At 63.7% G+C, this 16,547-nt stretch carries 17 protein-coding genes; 10 read left to right on the top strand and 7 right to left on the bottom strand.

What is annotated here, in order from left to right; translation table 11 throughout:
* Positions 1 to 159: 159 nt before the first annotated feature.
* Positions 160 to 1,437 (top strand): transglycosylase SLT domain-containing protein, encoded by a 1,278-nt coding sequence (locus F3J17_RS09665; RefSeq protein WP_240160884.1) that lies wholly within the window; start codon positions 160 to 162, stop codon positions 1,435 to 1,437.
* Positions 1,438 to 1,455: 18 nt separating this feature from the next.
* Positions 1,456 to 1,884: a hypothetical protein gene (locus tag F3J17_RS09660; RefSeq protein ID WP_167056713.1), complete on the top strand. Its 429-nt coding sequence runs from the start codon at positions 1,456 to 1,458 to the stop codon at positions 1,882 to 1,884.
* Here F3J17_RS09660 and F3J17_RS09655 read toward each other — a convergent pair.
* Entirely contained in the window at positions 1,881 to 2,279 is a 399-nt protein-coding gene (locus F3J17_RS09655; RefSeq protein WP_167056710.1) for a VOC family protein, read from the bottom strand. The genes F3J17_RS09660 and F3J17_RS09655 overlap by 4 nt on opposite strands.
* A gap of 183 nt (positions 2,280 to 2,462) precedes the next feature.
* Between F3J17_RS09655 and F3J17_RS09650 the strand changes: the two genes are divergently transcribed.
* The 3 genes from F3J17_RS09650 to F3J17_RS09640 all read left to right on the top strand — a co-directional run bounded on the left by F3J17_RS09650 (position 2,463) and on the right by F3J17_RS09640 (position 6,689).
* Entirely contained in the window at positions 2,463 to 4,832 is a 2,370-nt protein-coding gene (locus F3J17_RS09650) for a bifunctional diguanylate cyclase/phosphodiesterase (protein ID WP_167056707.1), read from the top strand.
* A gap of 303 nt (positions 4,833 to 5,135) precedes the next feature.
* Complete coding sequence (locus F3J17_RS09645; RefSeq protein WP_167057723.1) at positions 5,136 to 5,792, top strand: helix-turn-helix domain-containing protein; 657 nt, start codon at positions 5,136 to 5,138, stop codon at positions 5,790 to 5,792.
* Between the two features lie 81 nt (positions 5,793 to 5,873).
* Positions 5,874 to 6,689, top strand: coding sequence for an alpha/beta hydrolase (locus tag F3J17_RS09640; protein ID WP_167056704.1), 816 nt, complete (start codon positions 5,874 to 5,876; stop codon positions 6,687 to 6,689).
* Positions 6,690 to 6,742: 53 nt separating this feature from the next.
* Here the strand turns inward: F3J17_RS09640 and F3J17_RS09635 are convergent, their stop codons facing one another.
* Both F3J17_RS09635 and F3J17_RS09630 read right to left on the bottom strand, forming a co-directional pair.
* Positions 6,743 to 7,069: a DUF4148 domain-containing protein gene (locus F3J17_RS09635; protein WP_167056703.1), complete on the bottom strand. Its 327-nt coding sequence runs from the start codon at positions 7,067 to 7,069 to the stop codon at positions 6,743 to 6,745.
* A 283-nt stretch (positions 7,070 to 7,352) separates the two neighbouring features.
* Positions 7,353 to 7,904, bottom strand: a complete 552-nt coding sequence (locus F3J17_RS09630; RefSeq protein ID WP_167056699.1) for a YbaK/EbsC family protein — start codon at positions 7,902 to 7,904, stop codon at positions 7,353 to 7,355.
* A 181-nt stretch (positions 7,905 to 8,085) separates the two neighbouring features.
* Here F3J17_RS09630 and F3J17_RS09625 point away from each other — a divergent pair, with 181 nt between their 5' ends.
* Both F3J17_RS09625 and F3J17_RS09620 read left to right on the top strand, forming a co-directional pair.
* Positions 8,086 to 8,463, top strand: a complete 378-nt coding sequence (locus F3J17_RS09625; protein ID WP_205194715.1) for a gamma-glutamylcyclotransferase family protein — start codon at positions 8,086 to 8,088, stop codon at positions 8,461 to 8,463.
* Between the two features lie 116 nt (positions 8,464 to 8,579).
* On the top strand, positions 8,580 to 9,131 hold the full coding sequence (locus F3J17_RS09620) for a GNAT family N-acetyltransferase (RefSeq protein WP_345891157.1): 552 nt from the start codon (positions 8,580 to 8,582) through the stop codon (positions 9,129 to 9,131).
* A gap of 33 nt (positions 9,132 to 9,164) precedes the next feature.
* On the opposite strand, the gene trpS is transcribed toward F3J17_RS09620, so the two are convergent.
* Complete coding sequence (gene trpS, locus F3J17_RS09615; protein ID WP_167056696.1) at positions 9,165 to 10,175, bottom strand: tryptophan--tRNA ligase; 1,011 nt, start codon at positions 10,173 to 10,175, stop codon at positions 9,165 to 9,167.
* A 318-nt stretch (positions 10,176 to 10,493) separates the two neighbouring features.
* Positions 10,494 to 11,708 (bottom strand): FAD-dependent monooxygenase, encoded by a 1,215-nt coding sequence (locus F3J17_RS09610; RefSeq protein WP_167056693.1) that lies wholly within the window; start codon positions 11,706 to 11,708, stop codon positions 10,494 to 10,496.
* A gap of 177 nt (positions 11,709 to 11,885) precedes the next feature.
* Here F3J17_RS09610 and F3J17_RS09605 point away from each other — a divergent pair, with 177 nt between their 5' ends.
* The gene (locus F3J17_RS09605) at positions 11,886 to 12,830 is read left to right on the top strand and encodes a LysR family transcriptional regulator (protein ID WP_167056691.1); all 945 of its coding nucleotides are present in this window, start codon (positions 11,886 to 11,888) and stop codon (positions 12,828 to 12,830) included.
* A 67-nt stretch (positions 12,831 to 12,897) separates the two neighbouring features.
* On the opposite strand, the gene F3J17_RS09600 is transcribed toward F3J17_RS09605, so the two are convergent.
* Positions 12,898 to 14,061 carry a porin gene (locus tag F3J17_RS09600; RefSeq protein ID WP_167056688.1) on the bottom strand — a complete coding sequence of 388 codons (1,164 nt, stop codon included), beginning with the start codon at positions 14,059 to 14,061 and terminating at the stop codon, positions 12,898 to 12,900.
* A 505-nt stretch (positions 14,062 to 14,566) separates the two neighbouring features.
* Here F3J17_RS09600 and F3J17_RS09595 point away from each other — a divergent pair.
* Together F3J17_RS09595 and F3J17_RS09590 are read left to right on the top strand one after the other, a co-directional pair.
* A complete protein-coding gene (locus tag F3J17_RS09595) occupies positions 14,567 to 15,418 on the top strand; it encodes a cytochrome c (RefSeq protein ID WP_167056686.1) in 852 nt (283 codons plus the stop codon).
* 147 nt (positions 15,419 to 15,565) lie between these two features.
* Positions 15,566 to 16,201, top strand: coding sequence for a lipocalin family protein (locus F3J17_RS09590; RefSeq protein ID WP_167057716.1), 636 nt, complete (start codon positions 15,566 to 15,568; stop codon positions 16,199 to 16,201).
* Positions 16,202 to 16,377: 176 nt separating this feature from the next.
* Here F3J17_RS09590 and F3J17_RS09585 read toward each other — a convergent pair.
* Positions 16,378 to 16,547, bottom strand: a 170-nt coding sequence (locus F3J17_RS09585; protein ID WP_345891172.1) for an oligopeptide/dipeptide ABC transporter ATP-binding protein, incomplete at its 5' end; no start/stop codon positions are given.

Below are 16,547 nucleotides of genomic sequence, written 5' to 3'. Positions count from 1 at the left end.
AGCGCAGTGTGCCGTCGATTCGCCGCCAGCTCATTGAAAGAGCGGCGCGATTTAAATCCACCATGACCGGGGAATGTCACCGACAAGAAAAACGATCGCCGTCGCACGGCGAAATATCACGCATAGACCAGACCAATCATGCAGTGCCCGACCACGCCCTTGCTACGCCCTATCCCGCCTCAGTTCATCGCGCTCGCCGCGCTGCTGGGCGCCACGCCCGGACTCGCCCTCGCCGATTGCATCGACGACGCGGCCGCGTTCCAGCACGTCAACGTGAGCCTCATGCGCGCCATCGCGCAGGTGGAGTCAGGCACCCAGACCAATGTCGTCAACCGCAACAGCAACGGCACGGTCGATATCGGCCTGATGCAGATCAACAGTTCGTGGCTGCCGCGCCTCGCGCAGGTGGGCATCACCGAACAGAGTCTCTACGACCCCTGCACCAATGCCTACGTCGCGGCCTGGATTCTGGCGGAAAACATCCGTCAGTTCGGCCCGACATGGAATGCGATCGGAGCGTATAACGCCGCGTCGCCCGACAAGCGGCTCGCCTACGCGCAAAAGGTCTACGCCACCGCGCAATCCATCACCAGTTCGCCGGACTCGCCCATGCCTATCCTCCCGCCCTCTTACACGCCGCCCGCAGGCGGCTACAACCCGTTTTCGAATCTCGAGGTCACCCAGGTCCGCATGAACGCGCCGCGCACCGCGCAATCGGCTCCGGCCGCCTTGCCGGCCTCGCAGGCGATCGCCCAGGGCGCGGCGCCCGGCGCGTATAGCTTCGGCTGGACGGTCACGGGCGCGGACGACGTGAAGCCCGTACAGGTCTTCGACGACGGCGCGAAGGTCTATGTGCAGTTCAGCGACATGAAGCGCCCGCCCGCGATCTTCGCGGATACGCCGCGCGGCCGGGTGCTGTTGCGCTGGGAGGCGCAGCCGCCTTATGCCGTGATTTCGTCGCTGGAGCGCACGCTGATTTTCCAGATCGGCACGACCGAGGCGCGCGCGCAGAAGACCGCCAATGGCGATGCCGGTCGCGCTGCGCCTGCTGGCGCGCAGACCGCTGCTGCGCCTGGCGGCAGCGTGTTGCCTCCTGCAAAGGAGAAGGTTGCCAGCGCGCGCGGGGCGTCATCCACGGCATCGACGCCTTCGACCGACGCGCTCTGGTATCTCTCGGTGCCGCGCCAGGGCGCGCAGGTTCAAGCTCAAGTTCAGACTCAAGCTCAGGCCCAGGTTCCGCCCACGCCCGCTGCCACTACCACTGCTACAACTGCCACCACCGCTGCCGCCGATAAAGCCGCACAAACCGCCGCCCCGGGCGCCACGTGGCCCGTTGCGCAGATACCCGGCGCGAAGCCGTCGTCGCCCACCGCGCCGGCCAAACCGGCCACCACCGGCAACGCAGCGCCCAGCGCCCTGTGGTACGTCACGAAGTGACATCGACTGAACGGCACCATGTACGGCAAGAAACCCCTCAGCAAGTCGATGTTGTTACCCGGTTCACCCGCGTCGGTTCAGGATCGCGTGCTGCGTATTCACCTTGCGCTCGCGGCGCTGCTGGCCGGCAAAGGCAACGGCCACCAGTTGGCTGTGTTGATCGAAACCGCCTATCTCACGTGGTTTTTATGCGATGCGGGTGTCTGTCACGCCGATCACACCGACTTTAAGGATATCGAACGAATGATCGGCAATACGGCGCACGATACCGATCTCGATCTCTACGCGCTGCGTGAGGACGACAAGTCGCTCGCCGTCTGGCTGCTCGATCTGCATGAACAGCAATTGCGGCGCGCGCCGGTGTTTACCGTGCTCAAGGCGCAGGAGCGCCTGGCTCATTTCGCGCGCAGCGGGCGCGACGCGCCGTGGGAGCGCCGCGCCGGTTAGGCCTGCGCGGCGTGGCAGACGGCCTCGACGCGATTGCCCGCCGGGTCGATCAGAAAAGCCGCGTAGTAGTCGCGGTGATAGTGCTCGCGCAGGCCCGGCTCGCCATCGGAGCGACCGCCTGCCGCCAGTCCGGCGCTAAAGAACGCCTCCACCTGGGCGCGCGTCGCCGCCTTGAAGCACCAATGGCGCTTGTTTTCCGCGATCTCGCCCGGGTCCAGATAAACGGCAAGGCAGGTCGATGCGCTGTCGTTGGCATCGCAACGTTCGCCATAACCCAGCGCCGTTTCGCGGTCATAGACCTTGCGCGCGCCGAGCGCTGTCATGATTGCGTCATAAAACGGGCGCGCCGCGGCGAGGTCGGGTACGCCAATCGAGACATGGTCGAGTAGTTGCATGCGCATGGGCCCAGGTTGAGATCGGGCCTATTTTATACAGCTATTCCGGCAAATCCGGGGCGCCGCTCCCGCACGCGCCTGCGCATCTCGCCACGCTCGTTTTGGCGTGCATATCCGCAAAACATCCCCGGCGGCTATACTGGGCCCTCCTTTTTTGTCCGACAAATCGCCGGAGTGCGAGTCATGGGGTCTTCCGTCTTTCCGCTACCGACCAACGCGGCCGAACGAAATCGATTTCACGCGCGCTCGCTTCAGCATCAGCGCCCGCTTTCGTTCGTCACCATGGCGCTGTCGATCGGGGCTTATGCGTTGTTCGCGGCGGCGCGCGCCCAACTGGTCGCCGCGCCCTTTCCGTTCTGGATCGCCGTGCTGGCGGGCCTCGGACTCGTGCTGCTGGTGCTTGCCATTCCGCGTTCGCGCTCGACGGCGGAATTCGGCATGATCGGCGCGGCCTACGTGGTCATCATGCAGCTCGCCGCCAACGCACTCGCGCGCGACACCGGCGATCCGCTTGTCTGGATGACGCCCGCCGTGGTGGCGATCACGCTCTGCGCCGCGCCGCTGTGGCTCACGCCGCGCCATTTCCTGCTGGGCAGTGCGTGCTATTACGCCTCGACGCTGCCCTTCGTGCTGAGCCTGCCGCACGATGTGGCGCAGCTTGCGATCTTCGGCGTGTGGGTGTTCATCGCGTTCACCACGGCCGTGGTGTTTCACTTCGGCTTCTATCACTTTCGCTATCGCCATTTCAAGCTGGAGGAAGCGCTCACGTCGCTCGCCGCCACCGATGCGCTGACCGGCGTGATGAACCGCCGCGCCTTTCTCGACGACGCCACGCGCTTTATCGCCACGCGCCGCAAGACGGGCCGTGCAATCGCCCTGCTGTTCGTCGATATCGACCAGTTCAAATCGATCAATGAGCAATTTGGCCATGGCGCGGGCGACAAGGCGCTGCAGAACGTGGCCGATGCGATCGTGCAGCACGCGCCCGAGGGCGCGCTGGTCGCGCGCATGGGCGGCGAGGAATTCGTCGTGCTGGTAGAGGAACAACCGCCCACGCCTGTCGCCGGCCTGGCCCAATCGCTGCGCCATGCAATTTCGCAGATCGAGCGGCCCGATGGCTTCGTGACCGTGAGCATCGGCGTGGCGCGCATGCAGGGCGAAGGCAGCGACGCTGGCCATCACGGCGACGATCTCGCAGCGCTGCTCGAACGCGCCGACGAAGCACTGTTCCGCGCCAAGCAGGCCGGACGCAATCAGGTGGCGTTCGAGCGCGGCGCATCGCTGGTGGCGGTGCGCAACACGGCGGCCAACGATGCGCTCCAACAAACGGTTGCGCCCGCAACCATGCCGCGTCTGCGCTGGCGCGATGTCACGCTGGTTTCGCATTTCCAGCCGCTATGGAGTCTGCCGCGCGAAAAGCTCATCGGCATCGAAGCGCTGCTGCGCGGCGAAGACGAACACGGTGCGCTGGTGACGCCGATGGTGCTGTTCGGCGGGTTATCGGCGGTCGAACTGGGCGAGCTGGACGTGCTCGCGCATCGCTGCCATCTGCAAAGCGCGGCGGGACGCATGCCTGAAGGCGCGCGCCTGTTCCTCAACATCCTGCCGTCCACGTTCATTCGCTCCGGCTACGAAGCGGAGCTCGCCAGCATGGTCGACGCGGCGGGTCTCGCGCCCGGCGACATCGTGCTGGAACTGCTCGAATCCGACGACGCGGGACCGGACGCGCTTTCGCTGGCCGCCAACCGCTATCGCGACTGCGGCTTCCTGATCGCGGTGGACGACTTCGGCGCGCGCTATTCGAATCTCGACCGCCTGCTGCGCATCCAGCCCGATCTCGTGAAGCTCGACGGCGAACTGATCCGCGCGCGCAACCGCCGCTCGGGCCGCCCTTTGCTGCGCGACCTGGTCACGCTGCTGCATCAGTCGGACATCGTCGTGGTGGTCGAGGGTGTCGAAACGACCGAGGAACTCGTGCTGGCCGTCGAAGCCAAGGTCGATATCGCTCAGGGCTTCCTGCTGGGACGGCCCAACGCCTCGCTGGCGCCCGCCAGCACCACGCCCACGCGCATCGACCACGCTTTCGATCTGGCTGCCGAAGCCCGCGCGGTACGCATGAGCCGCTTCGATTGCGCGATCCGGCCGTGGCTCGCCGATCTCGCCGAGGCCAGCCATCAGGTGCAGGCGGGCGTGCCCTACGCCGAATCGCTCGCGAAACTGCTGGCCGGGCGGCAATGCGTGCGCGCCTTCGCACTAGGTCCCACGGGGCGGCCGACGCTGTTCGAAGCGCGTGGCGCGGCGCGCACCGACCCGCCCCTGAGCCTGCACAATGGCAGCGACGCAGCGGGCGGGCGCTGGGATCATCGCGCATTCTTCTGGAAGGCGACGCGCAAGAACGGTCAGGCGGTCTACTCCGGCCCGATGCTCTCGCCGCTGACAGGCTGCCTGTGCGTGATCGCCTCGATCGCAATCGACGTGAGCAATCAGCAGGTACTGATTGCGGTCGAACTGGACTGGGCCTCGCCGGATCTGCCCTGGCCGGAAGCGGCATGACCGTGCCGCGTCGTTTTATCGATGCACGATGGATGTTGTTTTCGATGCAAGGCGGCGCTAGCACGCTCTCGCAAAGCGCCGCCTGACAAGGCTCCAATAAGATCGTCGCTCAGGCGCGTCATTTTGACGCCTATTTAACCTTACTCTGTAAGGGGACAATATTCCGGAACCGATCAGAGGAGTGTTTCGATGCTGTCGCCTACCGCGGTATCCCCAGTCGCAGTCCGTCAGATCAACCCGGCCAGCCTCGCGCCTGCACCCGCGCCGGCGCGCCAGACGGCGGCACGCTGCTCCGCCTGCGCCATGCGCCATCTGTGCATGCCGCAAGGACTCGCCTCCGACGAAGTCCCCAAACTCGAAGCCCTGATCTGCAGCGTGCGCAAGGTGCGCCGCGGCGAAGCGCTCTACCGCGCGGGCGATCACTTCGACAACCTCTACGCCGTGCGGTCCGGTTCGCTCAAGACGCTCATCGTCCATCGCGACGGCCGCGAACAGATCACCGGACTGCAACTGGCGGGCGAAGCGCTCGGCCTCGACGGCATCGCCAATGACACGCATGCATTCAGCGCGATCGCGCTGGAAGACAGCTCGATCTGCACCTTGCCCTACGCCGCGCTCAAGAATCTGTGCCGCGAAACCGTGACGATGCAGGACCGCCTGCACCGCCTGATGGGCGACCAGTTCAACCGCGAAGCCGCGCAGATGATGGTGCTGGGCTCGCTCTCCGCCGAAGAGCGCGTGGCGAATTTCCTGCTCGATGTATCGGAGCGCAACTGGCAGCGCGGCTATTCGCACGCCGAATTCCATCTGCGAATGTCGCGCGAGGATATGGGCAGCTATCTGGGCATCACGCTCGAAACCGTGAGCCGCATTCTGTCGCGCTTCCAGAAGCGCAATCTGATCGACGCGCAGGGCAAGCTGATCCGCATCGTCGATATCGAAGGGCTGCGTGCGCTGTAAGCGCTGCGCGCGAGGCCGAGGGCTGGCGCCGGGCTACGCGGTTATAGTGGCCCTGTCGCCTTCGCCGGGGTCTCGCGCGCCATGTCCTCAAAATCCCTCCCGTCCGCTGCCCCTGCGCATTTCGCCGATATCGATGGCAGGCGTCTTGCCTGGTGGTCGTCGGGCAGCGGCGCGCCGACTGTCGTGCTGGAGACGGGTCTGGGCGCCGAGAGCGCCGAATGGCAGCCCGTGCAGGCCGCCATCGAAAACCGGTTTCGCGTATTCCGCTATGACCGCGCGGGACGCGGCGCAAGCGATCGCGTCGATGGGCCACGCGACGCGATCGCAATGACCGACGATCTTGCGAGGCTGCTCCACGCCGCCCACATGCCCGCGCCCTGGCTGCTGGTCGGCCATTCGTACGGCGGGTTGCTGATGCGGTTGTTCGCCCGGCGCTTTCGTGCGCAGACCTGCGGCCTCGTGCTCGTCGAGGCCATGCACGAAGATCAGTTCGACGCATTCGGCCCGGCGTTCGTCGCGCCCGCGCCGGATGATTCCGCCGCGCTTACCACCATGCGCGCACTCTGGCGTGACGGTTGGCGCGAGGCGCGCACGACGCCCGAAGGCATCGACTTTCCCGCGAGCTTTCGCGCGGCGCGGACGATCGGCACATTGGGCGATCTCCCCCTCGCGGTGCTCATCGCCGATTCGTTCGCGCACTCGCCCTTCTTCGACGAGCGGCGGCGCGCCGACTTGCAGCATCAATGGGAAGCGATGCAGGCGAGCTTTCTGGGCTTATCGTCGCGCGCCGAACTCATTCGCGTGCCGCACAGCGAGCACTTCGTGCAGCGCGACGCGCCGCAAGCCATCGTCGATGCCATCGAACGCGTGGCGCGGCGCGCGCTGCGAACGGACTGAGCGCGCAGTTGAAGAGCACAACTGGGGAGCGCAGCTGGAGAGCACAGCGTCGCTCAAGGATGCGCGAAGATCGGGCCGAGTCCGGGCGTGTCATCCTGCGATTGAGCGAAAGCGCCTGACGACACCGAACCCGAAGCCGAAGACCCGTTCGCCACGCCGCCATAACCCGAAGCCGCGTTCTGCGCCTGCACTTTCGCTTCCGCAGCCTGAATATCCTGCGGATAGTTCAGGTCGTTGCTCGCGGGGTTGTAGCCAGCCTGTTCCAGTTGAGCGAGTTCGGCCTGCACCTGGGCACGCGTGAGCGGCTGGCTGGACTGTGCGAACGCGGCAACCGGGGCAACCATGGCAACGGCAACGATGAGCGACTGGACGAGCTTCATGATGGGCACCTTCGAGTGAGAGTGAGGTTCTGCGCGTACCAGCCGGTATGGCGGGCGCTGCGCCGTTACCAGTTGCGGCGTTTCGCGGAAGCGTTGCGTCGCTGGCTGGCATGGAGGTATTTGACGCCCCCAACGTATCCGGCATGTTTGCGCCAACCCGCCGCTACGCATGCGTTCTTGTCTCACCGCCCTGCGGATACACAGCGATACAAATCTGCGCCGCCGCGACCGTTACCCGGATCTCACCCTTTATCCGATGCCTCCGCTGGAACCGCCTGATTGCTCAGGAAGCCTCGCCGCCGGCGTCTTCGTCGAAAACGAGCGGCGCGATATCGACGTTGGGCAAATGCTCCAGCAGCGCGGGCGCGAGCAGCAACTTGGTGGCCCGCACGCCCGCGCCCATGACGATACGCTCGCGCGCCATCACGGCGGCATCGACCAGCACGACCCAGTCGGATGGCACGCCAAACGCCGTGATGCCGCCAAACTCCATGCCCGTGAGTTCGACCGCCTGCTCGCGCTTCGCGAAGGACAGACGTTGCGCGCCCAGCCGCGCCTTGACCGCGCCATTGACGTCGAGGCGGCGCGATCCGAGCGTCACCACCGCCGCATGATGCTCCGCGCCGTCGCGCTTGTAGCGCAGCACCAGTGTGTTCGCGCAGTCTTCGAGGCCAAAGCCATAGCGCTCGCTGAATTGCGCGGTATCGGACGCGTCGTCGGCCACCGTGAAGACCGTTACGCCCTGTGCGGGCAGACGGGCCATGACATTGTGCGGAACGTGGTGTTCGCGTTGCGCGTCGGGAACGATGTCGAGGCTGTGATGCGGGGCGTTCATGAAAGCGGGTCTCCATTGATTTCAGGGTCTTGCAAGGCATTCTATCGGTTGCCATTGCGTCGACGCTCGCCCGCAACGCTCCCTATAATGACGAATGATCTGGCGCTTCGCGTTCCACTTCGCGTCGTGTCCGCGCCCTCCTTACGTCTCCTCACGTCAATTCCCTGCACCCTCGAACACCATGACCATCGATCCGACATTCTCCGAACGCCTTTTCTCCTACGGCACGTTGCAGCTCGAACAGGTGCAGATCGCCACCTTCGGCCGCAAGCTCGACGGCCAGACCGACGACATGCCCGGTTTCTCGCTCACGATGCTGAAGATCGAGGATCCGCAGGTCGTCGCGACGAGCGGCAAGACGCATCACCCGGTGGTCGCCTGGACCGGCAATCCCGCGGATCGCGTCAGCGGCGCGGTGTTCGCGATCACGCCGGAAGAACTCGCTCAGGCCGACGAATACGAAGTGGCCGCATACCGTCGCGACCGGGTCACGCTGGCATCGGGCGTATCGGCGTGGGTGTATGTGGACGCCAACTCGCCCTCTCCCGCCTCCGCCTGAGGATCCGACGTCGGCGCAGCCGCGGCGCAATCGCCTGAGCGCGTCGATGCACACGACGATCGTGCAGATTTCAGCCTGGTTGACGCTTCCAGCGCAACGCCTTCATCCAATCATCCGTGCCTCCCGATATGTCTGCTTCCGGATCCATCATCGAAACCGAACGTCTCGTCATGCGCCCGCCCGAGCTGAGCGACTTTCGTCAGCTCTACGGCATGTGGTCCGATGTGGAAGTCGTGCGCCACGTGACGGGTGCGGCACTCACGCAGGAAGACGTCTGGGCGCGACTCCTGCGCAGTCTGGGCCATTGGGCCGCGATGGGTTTCGGCCATTGGATTGTCGCGAACAAATGCAATGGCGACTTTGTGGGCGAAGTTGGCTTCGTCAGGTTGATGCGCGGTATCGGCGAAGACTTTGACGCCGCGCCCGAAACAGGCTGGATGCTGGCCAGACAATCGCAGCGATCAGGCTATGCGACAGAAGCGGTCGAGGCCGCGCTGCGCTGGTCGGATGAGCGCTGGCCTGGCGGCGAAACGGTTTGCATCATCTCGCCCGAAAACGCCGCCTCGATCAGACTGGCCACAAAATTGGCTTATCAGGCGGATCGCACCGTCACTTACAAGAACAAAGACGTGACCGTGTTTCGACGTCGGCACGTTCTGTCCAGATAGGGGTTCGAACGCGCGACGCACTGCGAGCGCCCGTTAGAAATAATTCAGACCGAGCGCGCCTTTCACCTCGGAAAGCGTCTTCCCCGCCACTTCCCGCGCGCGCTCCGTACCGCTACGCAAGATCGCGAGCACTTCTCCCGGCTCTTTCTTCAGTTCGCCACGACGCGTACGAATCGGCTCGATGAGCGCCTGGAGTCGTTCGTTGAGCACCCGCTTGACCACGCTGTCGCCCAGACCTCCGCGACGATAATGCGCCTTGAGCTCGTCCACTTTCTGCACATCGGGCTCGAATGCATCGAGGAACGCGAAGACAACGTTGCCCTCCACGCGACCCGGATCGCTGACTCGCAAATGGAGCGGATCGGTATACATGTTGTTCACGGCTTTCGTGATTTCGTCGGGCGTCGCGCCCAGCGTAATTGCGTTCCCAAGGGATTTACTCATCTTGGCTTTGCCGTCGATGCCGGGCAATCGGGTAACCTGCGACAGCACGGCCTCGCATTCGACCAGCACCGGCCGGTCGACGGTGTTATTGAAGCGGCGCACCAGTTCGTTGGTCTGTTCGATCATCGGCAACTGATCGTCGCCCACCGGCACCTGCGTTGCCTTGAACGCCGTAATGTCCGCCGCCTGGCTGACCGGATAAGTCAGGAATCCTGCGGGAATATCGCGTTCGAACCCACGCAGCCGGATTTCCTCCTTGATGGTGGGATTGCGTTCGAGCCGCGCAACCGTCACCAGGTTGAGCAAATATTGCGACAGCTCCGCCAGTTCCGGCACCTGCGACTGAATGAGAATGGTGGACTTCGCCGGATCGATGCCAACGGCCAGATAATCCAGCGCGACTTCAATGACGTTCGCCGTGACTTTCTGATGGCGCCCGACGTTATCGGTCAATGCCTGGGTATCCGCAAGCAGCAGAAACTGGTTGGCTTCGTGCTGCAGTTGAACCCGGGCGCGCAAGGAGCCGATATAGTGGCCAAGATGCAGCGGCCCGGTCGTGCGGTCGCCGGTCAGGATGGTGTGACGGTTTGCGTGAGTCATGAACTGGAGCCTCAAAATATCGATGACACCAGTCTTGAGCGCGCAGAAACAAAAATGCCGCCAGGACTGGCGGCATCACGTTTGCGATTTGCGTGGGATACGCGTGAGAAAACGGGCCGCCGGATTCAGGCGCGCCACCAACCCTGCAAATTCAGCGAGTTCGGTTTCGTATTCATGTGGGCGAGTATAGCGCAGTGAGGCAGGTCACGTCGGCGGCGGCCCCGAGAGCGGGCGTTCAAACCCTCCGTCGACGCGTGCCCGGATGTGCCCGGATGTGCCGCGCAAACGCGGCGCAAACGCGCCGCAAACACTGCGCATTCAAAGCCAGGTGCCGCCCTGACGTTCGCCTGGCTCGTCCTTCAACGCGTCGAAATCGTGAATCCAGTCCAGATGGTGCAGCATGCTTTCGCGCGTCCCCAGACGGCGATTGCGCTCCTGCGCGGCGGGTCCGTCCGGCAGATGCAGCATGTCCGCAGTGGTGATCGACGCGTACTGGACCTTGCGCGTGCGGCCGCGGCGCAAACGTTCATAAGCCTCCTGCGCCTCGCGCCAGTTGCGCGGGCCGGCTTTTGCGAGTTGATCGGCCAGCACCACGGCATCTTCGATCGACTGGTTGGCGCCCTGCCCGTGATGTGGCACGAGCGCGTGCGCGGCGTCGCCGATCAGCGTCACGCGGCCCTTGCTCCAGCGCCCAAGCGGCGGCCGATGGAACAGGCCCCAGCGCTGGCTGACCGGCACCGCCGTGATCATCTCCACAACAGCCGGGTGCCAGTCCTTGAAGAGGCGCAGCTGCTCACCCTCGCTTGCGGGGAGCACCCAGTCGCGCGATGGCCACGGCGAGGGATGCCGTTCGACCAGCAGGAAATTCTGGTCGCCTTGATCGCCAATCGGATAGTGCAGCAGATGGCCGCCCGGCCCCACCCAGAACTGGATGGTTTCCGGATCGGGCAAAAGAGCCATGCGATCGGCCGGCACCACCCCGCGAAAACCTGAACAGCCCGAGTACAGCGCGTCATCGTAGCCCAGCATCCAGCGACGCGTGATCGAACGCGCGCCGTCCGCGCCGATCACCAGATCGGCATCGACACGCTGGCCATTCTCGAATGTCAGGCTCACACGGTCCGGATGCTGCGTGAGATCCATCAGTCGATGGCCGAGCTTGATATGTTCGAGGCCGACTGCGGTGGACAGGATGGCTTGCAGATCGGCGCGATGGACGCCCCAGTACGAGCCGCCGAACTGCTCGCGATAGCTGGGCGCGCCGCGATGATGGCCGATGACTTCGCCGCTGCGTCCATCGCGATAGACCAGGCCTGGCACTTCGGCGCAGACGTTGTCGAACGCGGCGCGCAGGCCCATGCGCTCGTAAAAGCGCGTCGCGTTGGCGGACAGCGCGACTGCCGCACCGACTTCGCGCAGCGCGTCGGTCTGTTCGTAAAGCCGTGCGTCGATACCGTGCTCGCGCAACGCAAGCGCAAGCGTCAGACCGCCGATTCCTGCGCCGACGATCGCAATCTTCATATCCATCTGCATGATGAATTGTCTCCTTGTACTGGATTTATGGGCCCGGACCTGCTGGAACGCGAACCGTGTCCGTATTTTCAGCACTGGACTTTCATTGCTCAATAAGATGGAATGAATCGTCTTCATCACTCAAATGAATGAGCGTCGGTGACGCAAAAGGGGCCGTGTGAAGGGGAGGAAACCGGGATGGAGCTGAGCGAGATCGACCTCAATCTGCTACTGCTATTCCAGCGACTGATGCAGGAGCGCCGCGTGGCGACCGTCGCCGAGCAGATGAACATGAGCCAGCCGGGCGTGAGTAACGCACTGGCCAAACTGCGCCGTCGGCTGGGCGATCCGCTATTCGTGCGCGCGCCGGGCGGCGTGGTGCCCACGCCGTATGCATTGCGATTGGCCGAGCCAGTTTCGCAGGCGCTCGCCACGCTGCACGCCGCACTCAATCCCATGACGGGTTTCGATCCGCTGCGCGCAACGCGGACCATCACGATCGGCATGACCGATATCGGCGAAGTCGTGTTCCTGCCTGCGCTGGTTGAGCGACTGTCGCGCGAAGCGCCCGGCGTCGCGCTCAATACGGTGCGCAACACCAGCGTCAATCTGGGCAACGAAATGGCCGATGGCCGCGTCGATCTGGCGATCGGTTTGCTGCCGCAACTCAAAGGTGGTTTCTATCAGCGCCGCCTGTTCGATCAGCGTTATGTGTGTCTGTACCGGCAAGGCCATCCGCTGGACGACGCGCCAATGACGCTCGCCGCCTGGCGCGAGGCGGAGCATCTGGTCGTGGTGTCGGCCGGCACGGGTCACGGTCAGGTGGACGAGTGGCTGAAACGGCGCGGCGTGCGGCGGCAGGTACGGCTAACGGTGCCGCACTTCATGAGCGTGGGCTACATTCTTCAGCGCACCGATCTGATCGCCACCGTGCCGGAACGGCTTGCGCTGCAACTGGCGCCGCTGTTTTCGCTGAGCATGTGCGCGCTGCCCATCGCCTTGCCTTCCGCGCCGATTCATCTGCTCTGGCACGAACGGGTTCAACAGGACGAAGGCAATCGCTGGCTGCGCGGCGTCGTGATCGATCTGTTCGCCGATACTGCAAGCCATGCCCGCAAGGCCGCAACCACCAAAAAGAAATGAACGCGCGAGCCGGCGTTTAGCCGGATCGCGCGAAGCAACGGTTTTAAAACATTATTAAATCGTGGCTTTAAAACTGGTGATACATGCCGATGCGCACCATCGTTTGATGGTTGTTCGACGACGCCGACGCCACCGAATAGTCGAAGATATCCGCGTTCGATGCCGCGCCTGCCGCCTTCTGCCAGACGCCCATCGCGTAGATCGACGTGCGCTTCGACAAGGCATACGCCGTCGTCAGACCCACCTGATGGTAGATCGGCACCTGCTGGCTATAGCCGATGTTGCCGTGCGTATAAACGTATTGCGCGCCTACGTACCACGCCGAAGTCAGGTTGTAGCGGCCCCACGCTTCGTAATTCGTGAAGATCACCGTGCTGCGCGTTCCGTTCGCATCGTTGAACTTGGTATTGGTGTAATCGACACCCAGCGTGGCCGAACCCAGCGAGTAATTCACCGCTGCGCCGAATACTTGTTCATTGGCCGGATTGCCCACGTAGCTGAACGGGCCGCTCGCGCCGATCGCCGCGCCCGTGGTGTTGCCGATGAAATCGCCGTCGCTGAGCAATACGGCCGGGTCTTTCGCGTACAGATACGCGCCCGCGATGTTGAAGCCGCCAAAGGCGTAGTTCGCGCCGATGCTCCACAGTCCCGTGGTGCCGCGGCCCGCCGCATTCGTGTTGGTGAAGGAATACAGGCCGCCAAACGTCAGGCCGCCAATCTTCGGGCTCGCATATTTGATCGCGTTATCGACGCGAAACGAGTTGTCCGTATTGTCGATATCGCCGGCGTGCACGAGCGGGCCGCCCAGTTGGCCGGGCGCGGTAAGCGGTTGCAGATAATCGACGACCGAATCGTATTGTCGGCCCAGTGTCACCGTGCCAAAGCGGGTATCCGACAGTCCCACGTAGGCCTGGCGGCCAAATAGCCGGCCGCCCTGACGGCTCTGGCCGTTTTCCGTGCTGAAGCCGGATTCGAGCTTGAATATCGCGCTCAATCCGCCGCCAAGATCCTCCGTGCCCTTCAAACCCCAGCGGCTGCCGTAGACGCCGTCATAGGTGCCATCGCGCATGCGCCACAGTGAATGACCGCCGCTGTTGTTGACGTAATCGATCCCTTCGTCGATCACGCCGTAGAGCGTCACCGACGATTGCGCGTGTGCATTCAGTGAAACCAGCGCGCTGCTCGCCAGCAACCACGCGAGATGCGCCTTCCCGATAGAACGATGCTTCATGCTTTCCCCTCTCCTCGTCAAATTCGCTACTGTCCGCTTGGACTTTCCGCCATGGCCTGCATTTTTATTCGGTGTACTGATTGTTTGGCTTGCCTCGATAGCCGAAGGCGCACGCGATCGATCAGCGTGCGGAGCCTGGCTTTCAGATGGCGGGACGCATCGGCTGACTATCGTTGACTATCGATCAGACCACCTCGGTCTCGCGTCACAAATATTATGGTATGCCATAGTATAGACAGGAAAAAATTGAAAATATTATGGAATACCATAATCCTGCACGAGGTTTTCCGACCGTAGTGCTCGGCGAAGACTCCGTGTGAGGTTGATTGTTCCCCATTTACATGAGATAACGGGTCAACTGGTTCAGTACACTCAACGGCACGCCTTCGACAGAAGGCGCGGGAATCGTCGACAATCCGAACCAGCGATCCGGGCGCTGGCAATCTCACCGCGACGCGCAACTGTGGCCAATTGATGGTGAGGGTTCTGATACGACGGAGCGGGAATGTTCAGACGGATCTGGCTTGCGATGACGATGGTGCTGCTGCAATGCGTGAGCGCTCCCTACGTGAATGCGCAGACACCCGCCACGCCCGCGCTCGAACTCAGGATTGGCGGCACGGTCCAGTCCTTCAGCCAGCGCGCGCTGCTTGCCCGCACGGACATCGCGACGATTCGCGTTGAGAAGGACATTGCGTACGGCACGGCGATGACCTTCCGGGCCGTGCCGCTGGCCGATCTGCTCGGCAACGCGGCGCTCCCCGCCGATCAGGTGCTCGAAGCGCGCGCGACCGACGGTTTTGCCGCACAACTGCCGATGGATCTCGTACGCAATCGCGATACGGCAACCGCCGTCGCCTGGCTCGCCATCGAGGATCCGGCGCATCGCTGGCCAGATCTGCCGGGCAAATCCGTCAGTGCGGGGCCCTTCTATCTGGTGTGGGTCGGCAGGCAGGCGACCTCGGTGCGTAGCGAGCAGTGGCCGTACCAGATCGCGCAACTCGCCACGCAACCCTCACCGGCCGCACGCTGGCCGGCGCTCGCCGTCGATTCGCGCCTGGCGGCGACGGACCCGATCCGCACCGGCCAGAGTCTGTTCATCACGCAATGCCTGGCCTGCCATCGGCTTAATCACGCGGGCAACGCCAGCATCGGGCCAGACCTCAACGTGCCGATGAATCCCGTCGAGTATTTTCAGGCCGCCGCCTTGCGCCGTTACATTCGCAATCCCGCTTCGGTGCGCGACTGGCCCGGGCGCACCATGCCTGCGTTTTCCCCGGAGCAACTGAGCGATCGCGAAATCGGACTCGTCATCGACTACCTGACGTACATGGCACACCACAAGGTCCAGCAGTAAGGCACGCTGACGCTTTGCCCCAAAGTTGCGCCGGTCCGCCGGCTGATGCATCCGTTACACCGTCGCGTCCGTATTAGCGTTGACGTCGTCAAACGGAGCGCTCTCAGGATGCATCCCATTGTCTTCATCGCCGCGTTCGCAATTGAAATGGCGCGGGCGCAAGCTTTGCGGCTGCGCGCTAAAAGCGCCCCGGTCTTCGTGTCAGCGCTGCTCGCCGCAACGGCCTCTTTGCTCGACGCGGGATGCACGAACAGTCCGCCGAACCCGAATCCGCGCGCCGGATTGCCGCTGCAAACCGTGCCCGTGGATCTGCCTCGCTATATGGGCCGCTGGTATGTGATCGCCAATATTCCGTACGTGGCCGAGCGTGGCTTTGTCGCGAGCCGCGCCGAATGGACGCTGCGCGACGACGGCCGTATCGACGATGTTTTTATCGGCCGTAAAGGCGGTTTCGATGGACCTGAGCGGCGCTACCAGTTTCTCGACACGGTCAAGCCCGGCAGCGGCGGTGGCGAGTGGAGCGTGCGGCTGTTCTGGCCGATCCACGTGACGCAACTCACCCTGTATGTCGATCCCGAGTATCGCTATACGATCCTGGGCTATCCGGGCAAGACGCTTGGCTGGATTTTTGCGCGTGATCCGCAGATTAGCGAGGAGACCTATCGATCACTATTGGGCCGCCTCGACGCGATGGGCTACGACACCTCGCGTTTCCGGCGCGTGCCCCAGGTTCCGGCTCAGACTGGCCAGCCAGGATTCGCACGGCAGGACGGTAGCGACTGACGGGCCAGAGCCGGTAGGGATATTGAACCGCTGGATCAAACGCGATTGTGCAGATGGCCCGAATCAAGGCGTGAATCGCATCGGGCGCTCCTGCGCTGAAATCCAGCCTCGCGCATAAGCCGAGACTGGATTTCATCGTCATGACAGGGCAACCCCACCACCCTGCCAGCGCATCCCTATTCCCCCACCTCCTCAGCACGATGGCAGGATACCTGACGCCCATCGACTTCGCGAAGTTGCGGCACTTCCTGGCGGCATCGCTCGATCGCATACGGGCAGCGCTGATGGAACGTGCAGCCCGACGGCGGATTCAGCGGCGAAGGCAGTTCACCTTCGAGCTTGATCT

Source organism: Burkholderia sp. Ax-1719, assembly GCF_011753055.1.
Classification (GTDB): Bacteria; Pseudomonadota; Gammaproteobacteria; order Burkholderiales; family Burkholderiaceae; genus Paraburkholderia.
The sequence above is the reverse complement of the archived record's forward strand: the minus strand, read 5'-3'. Positions and strand labels throughout refer to the sequence as shown.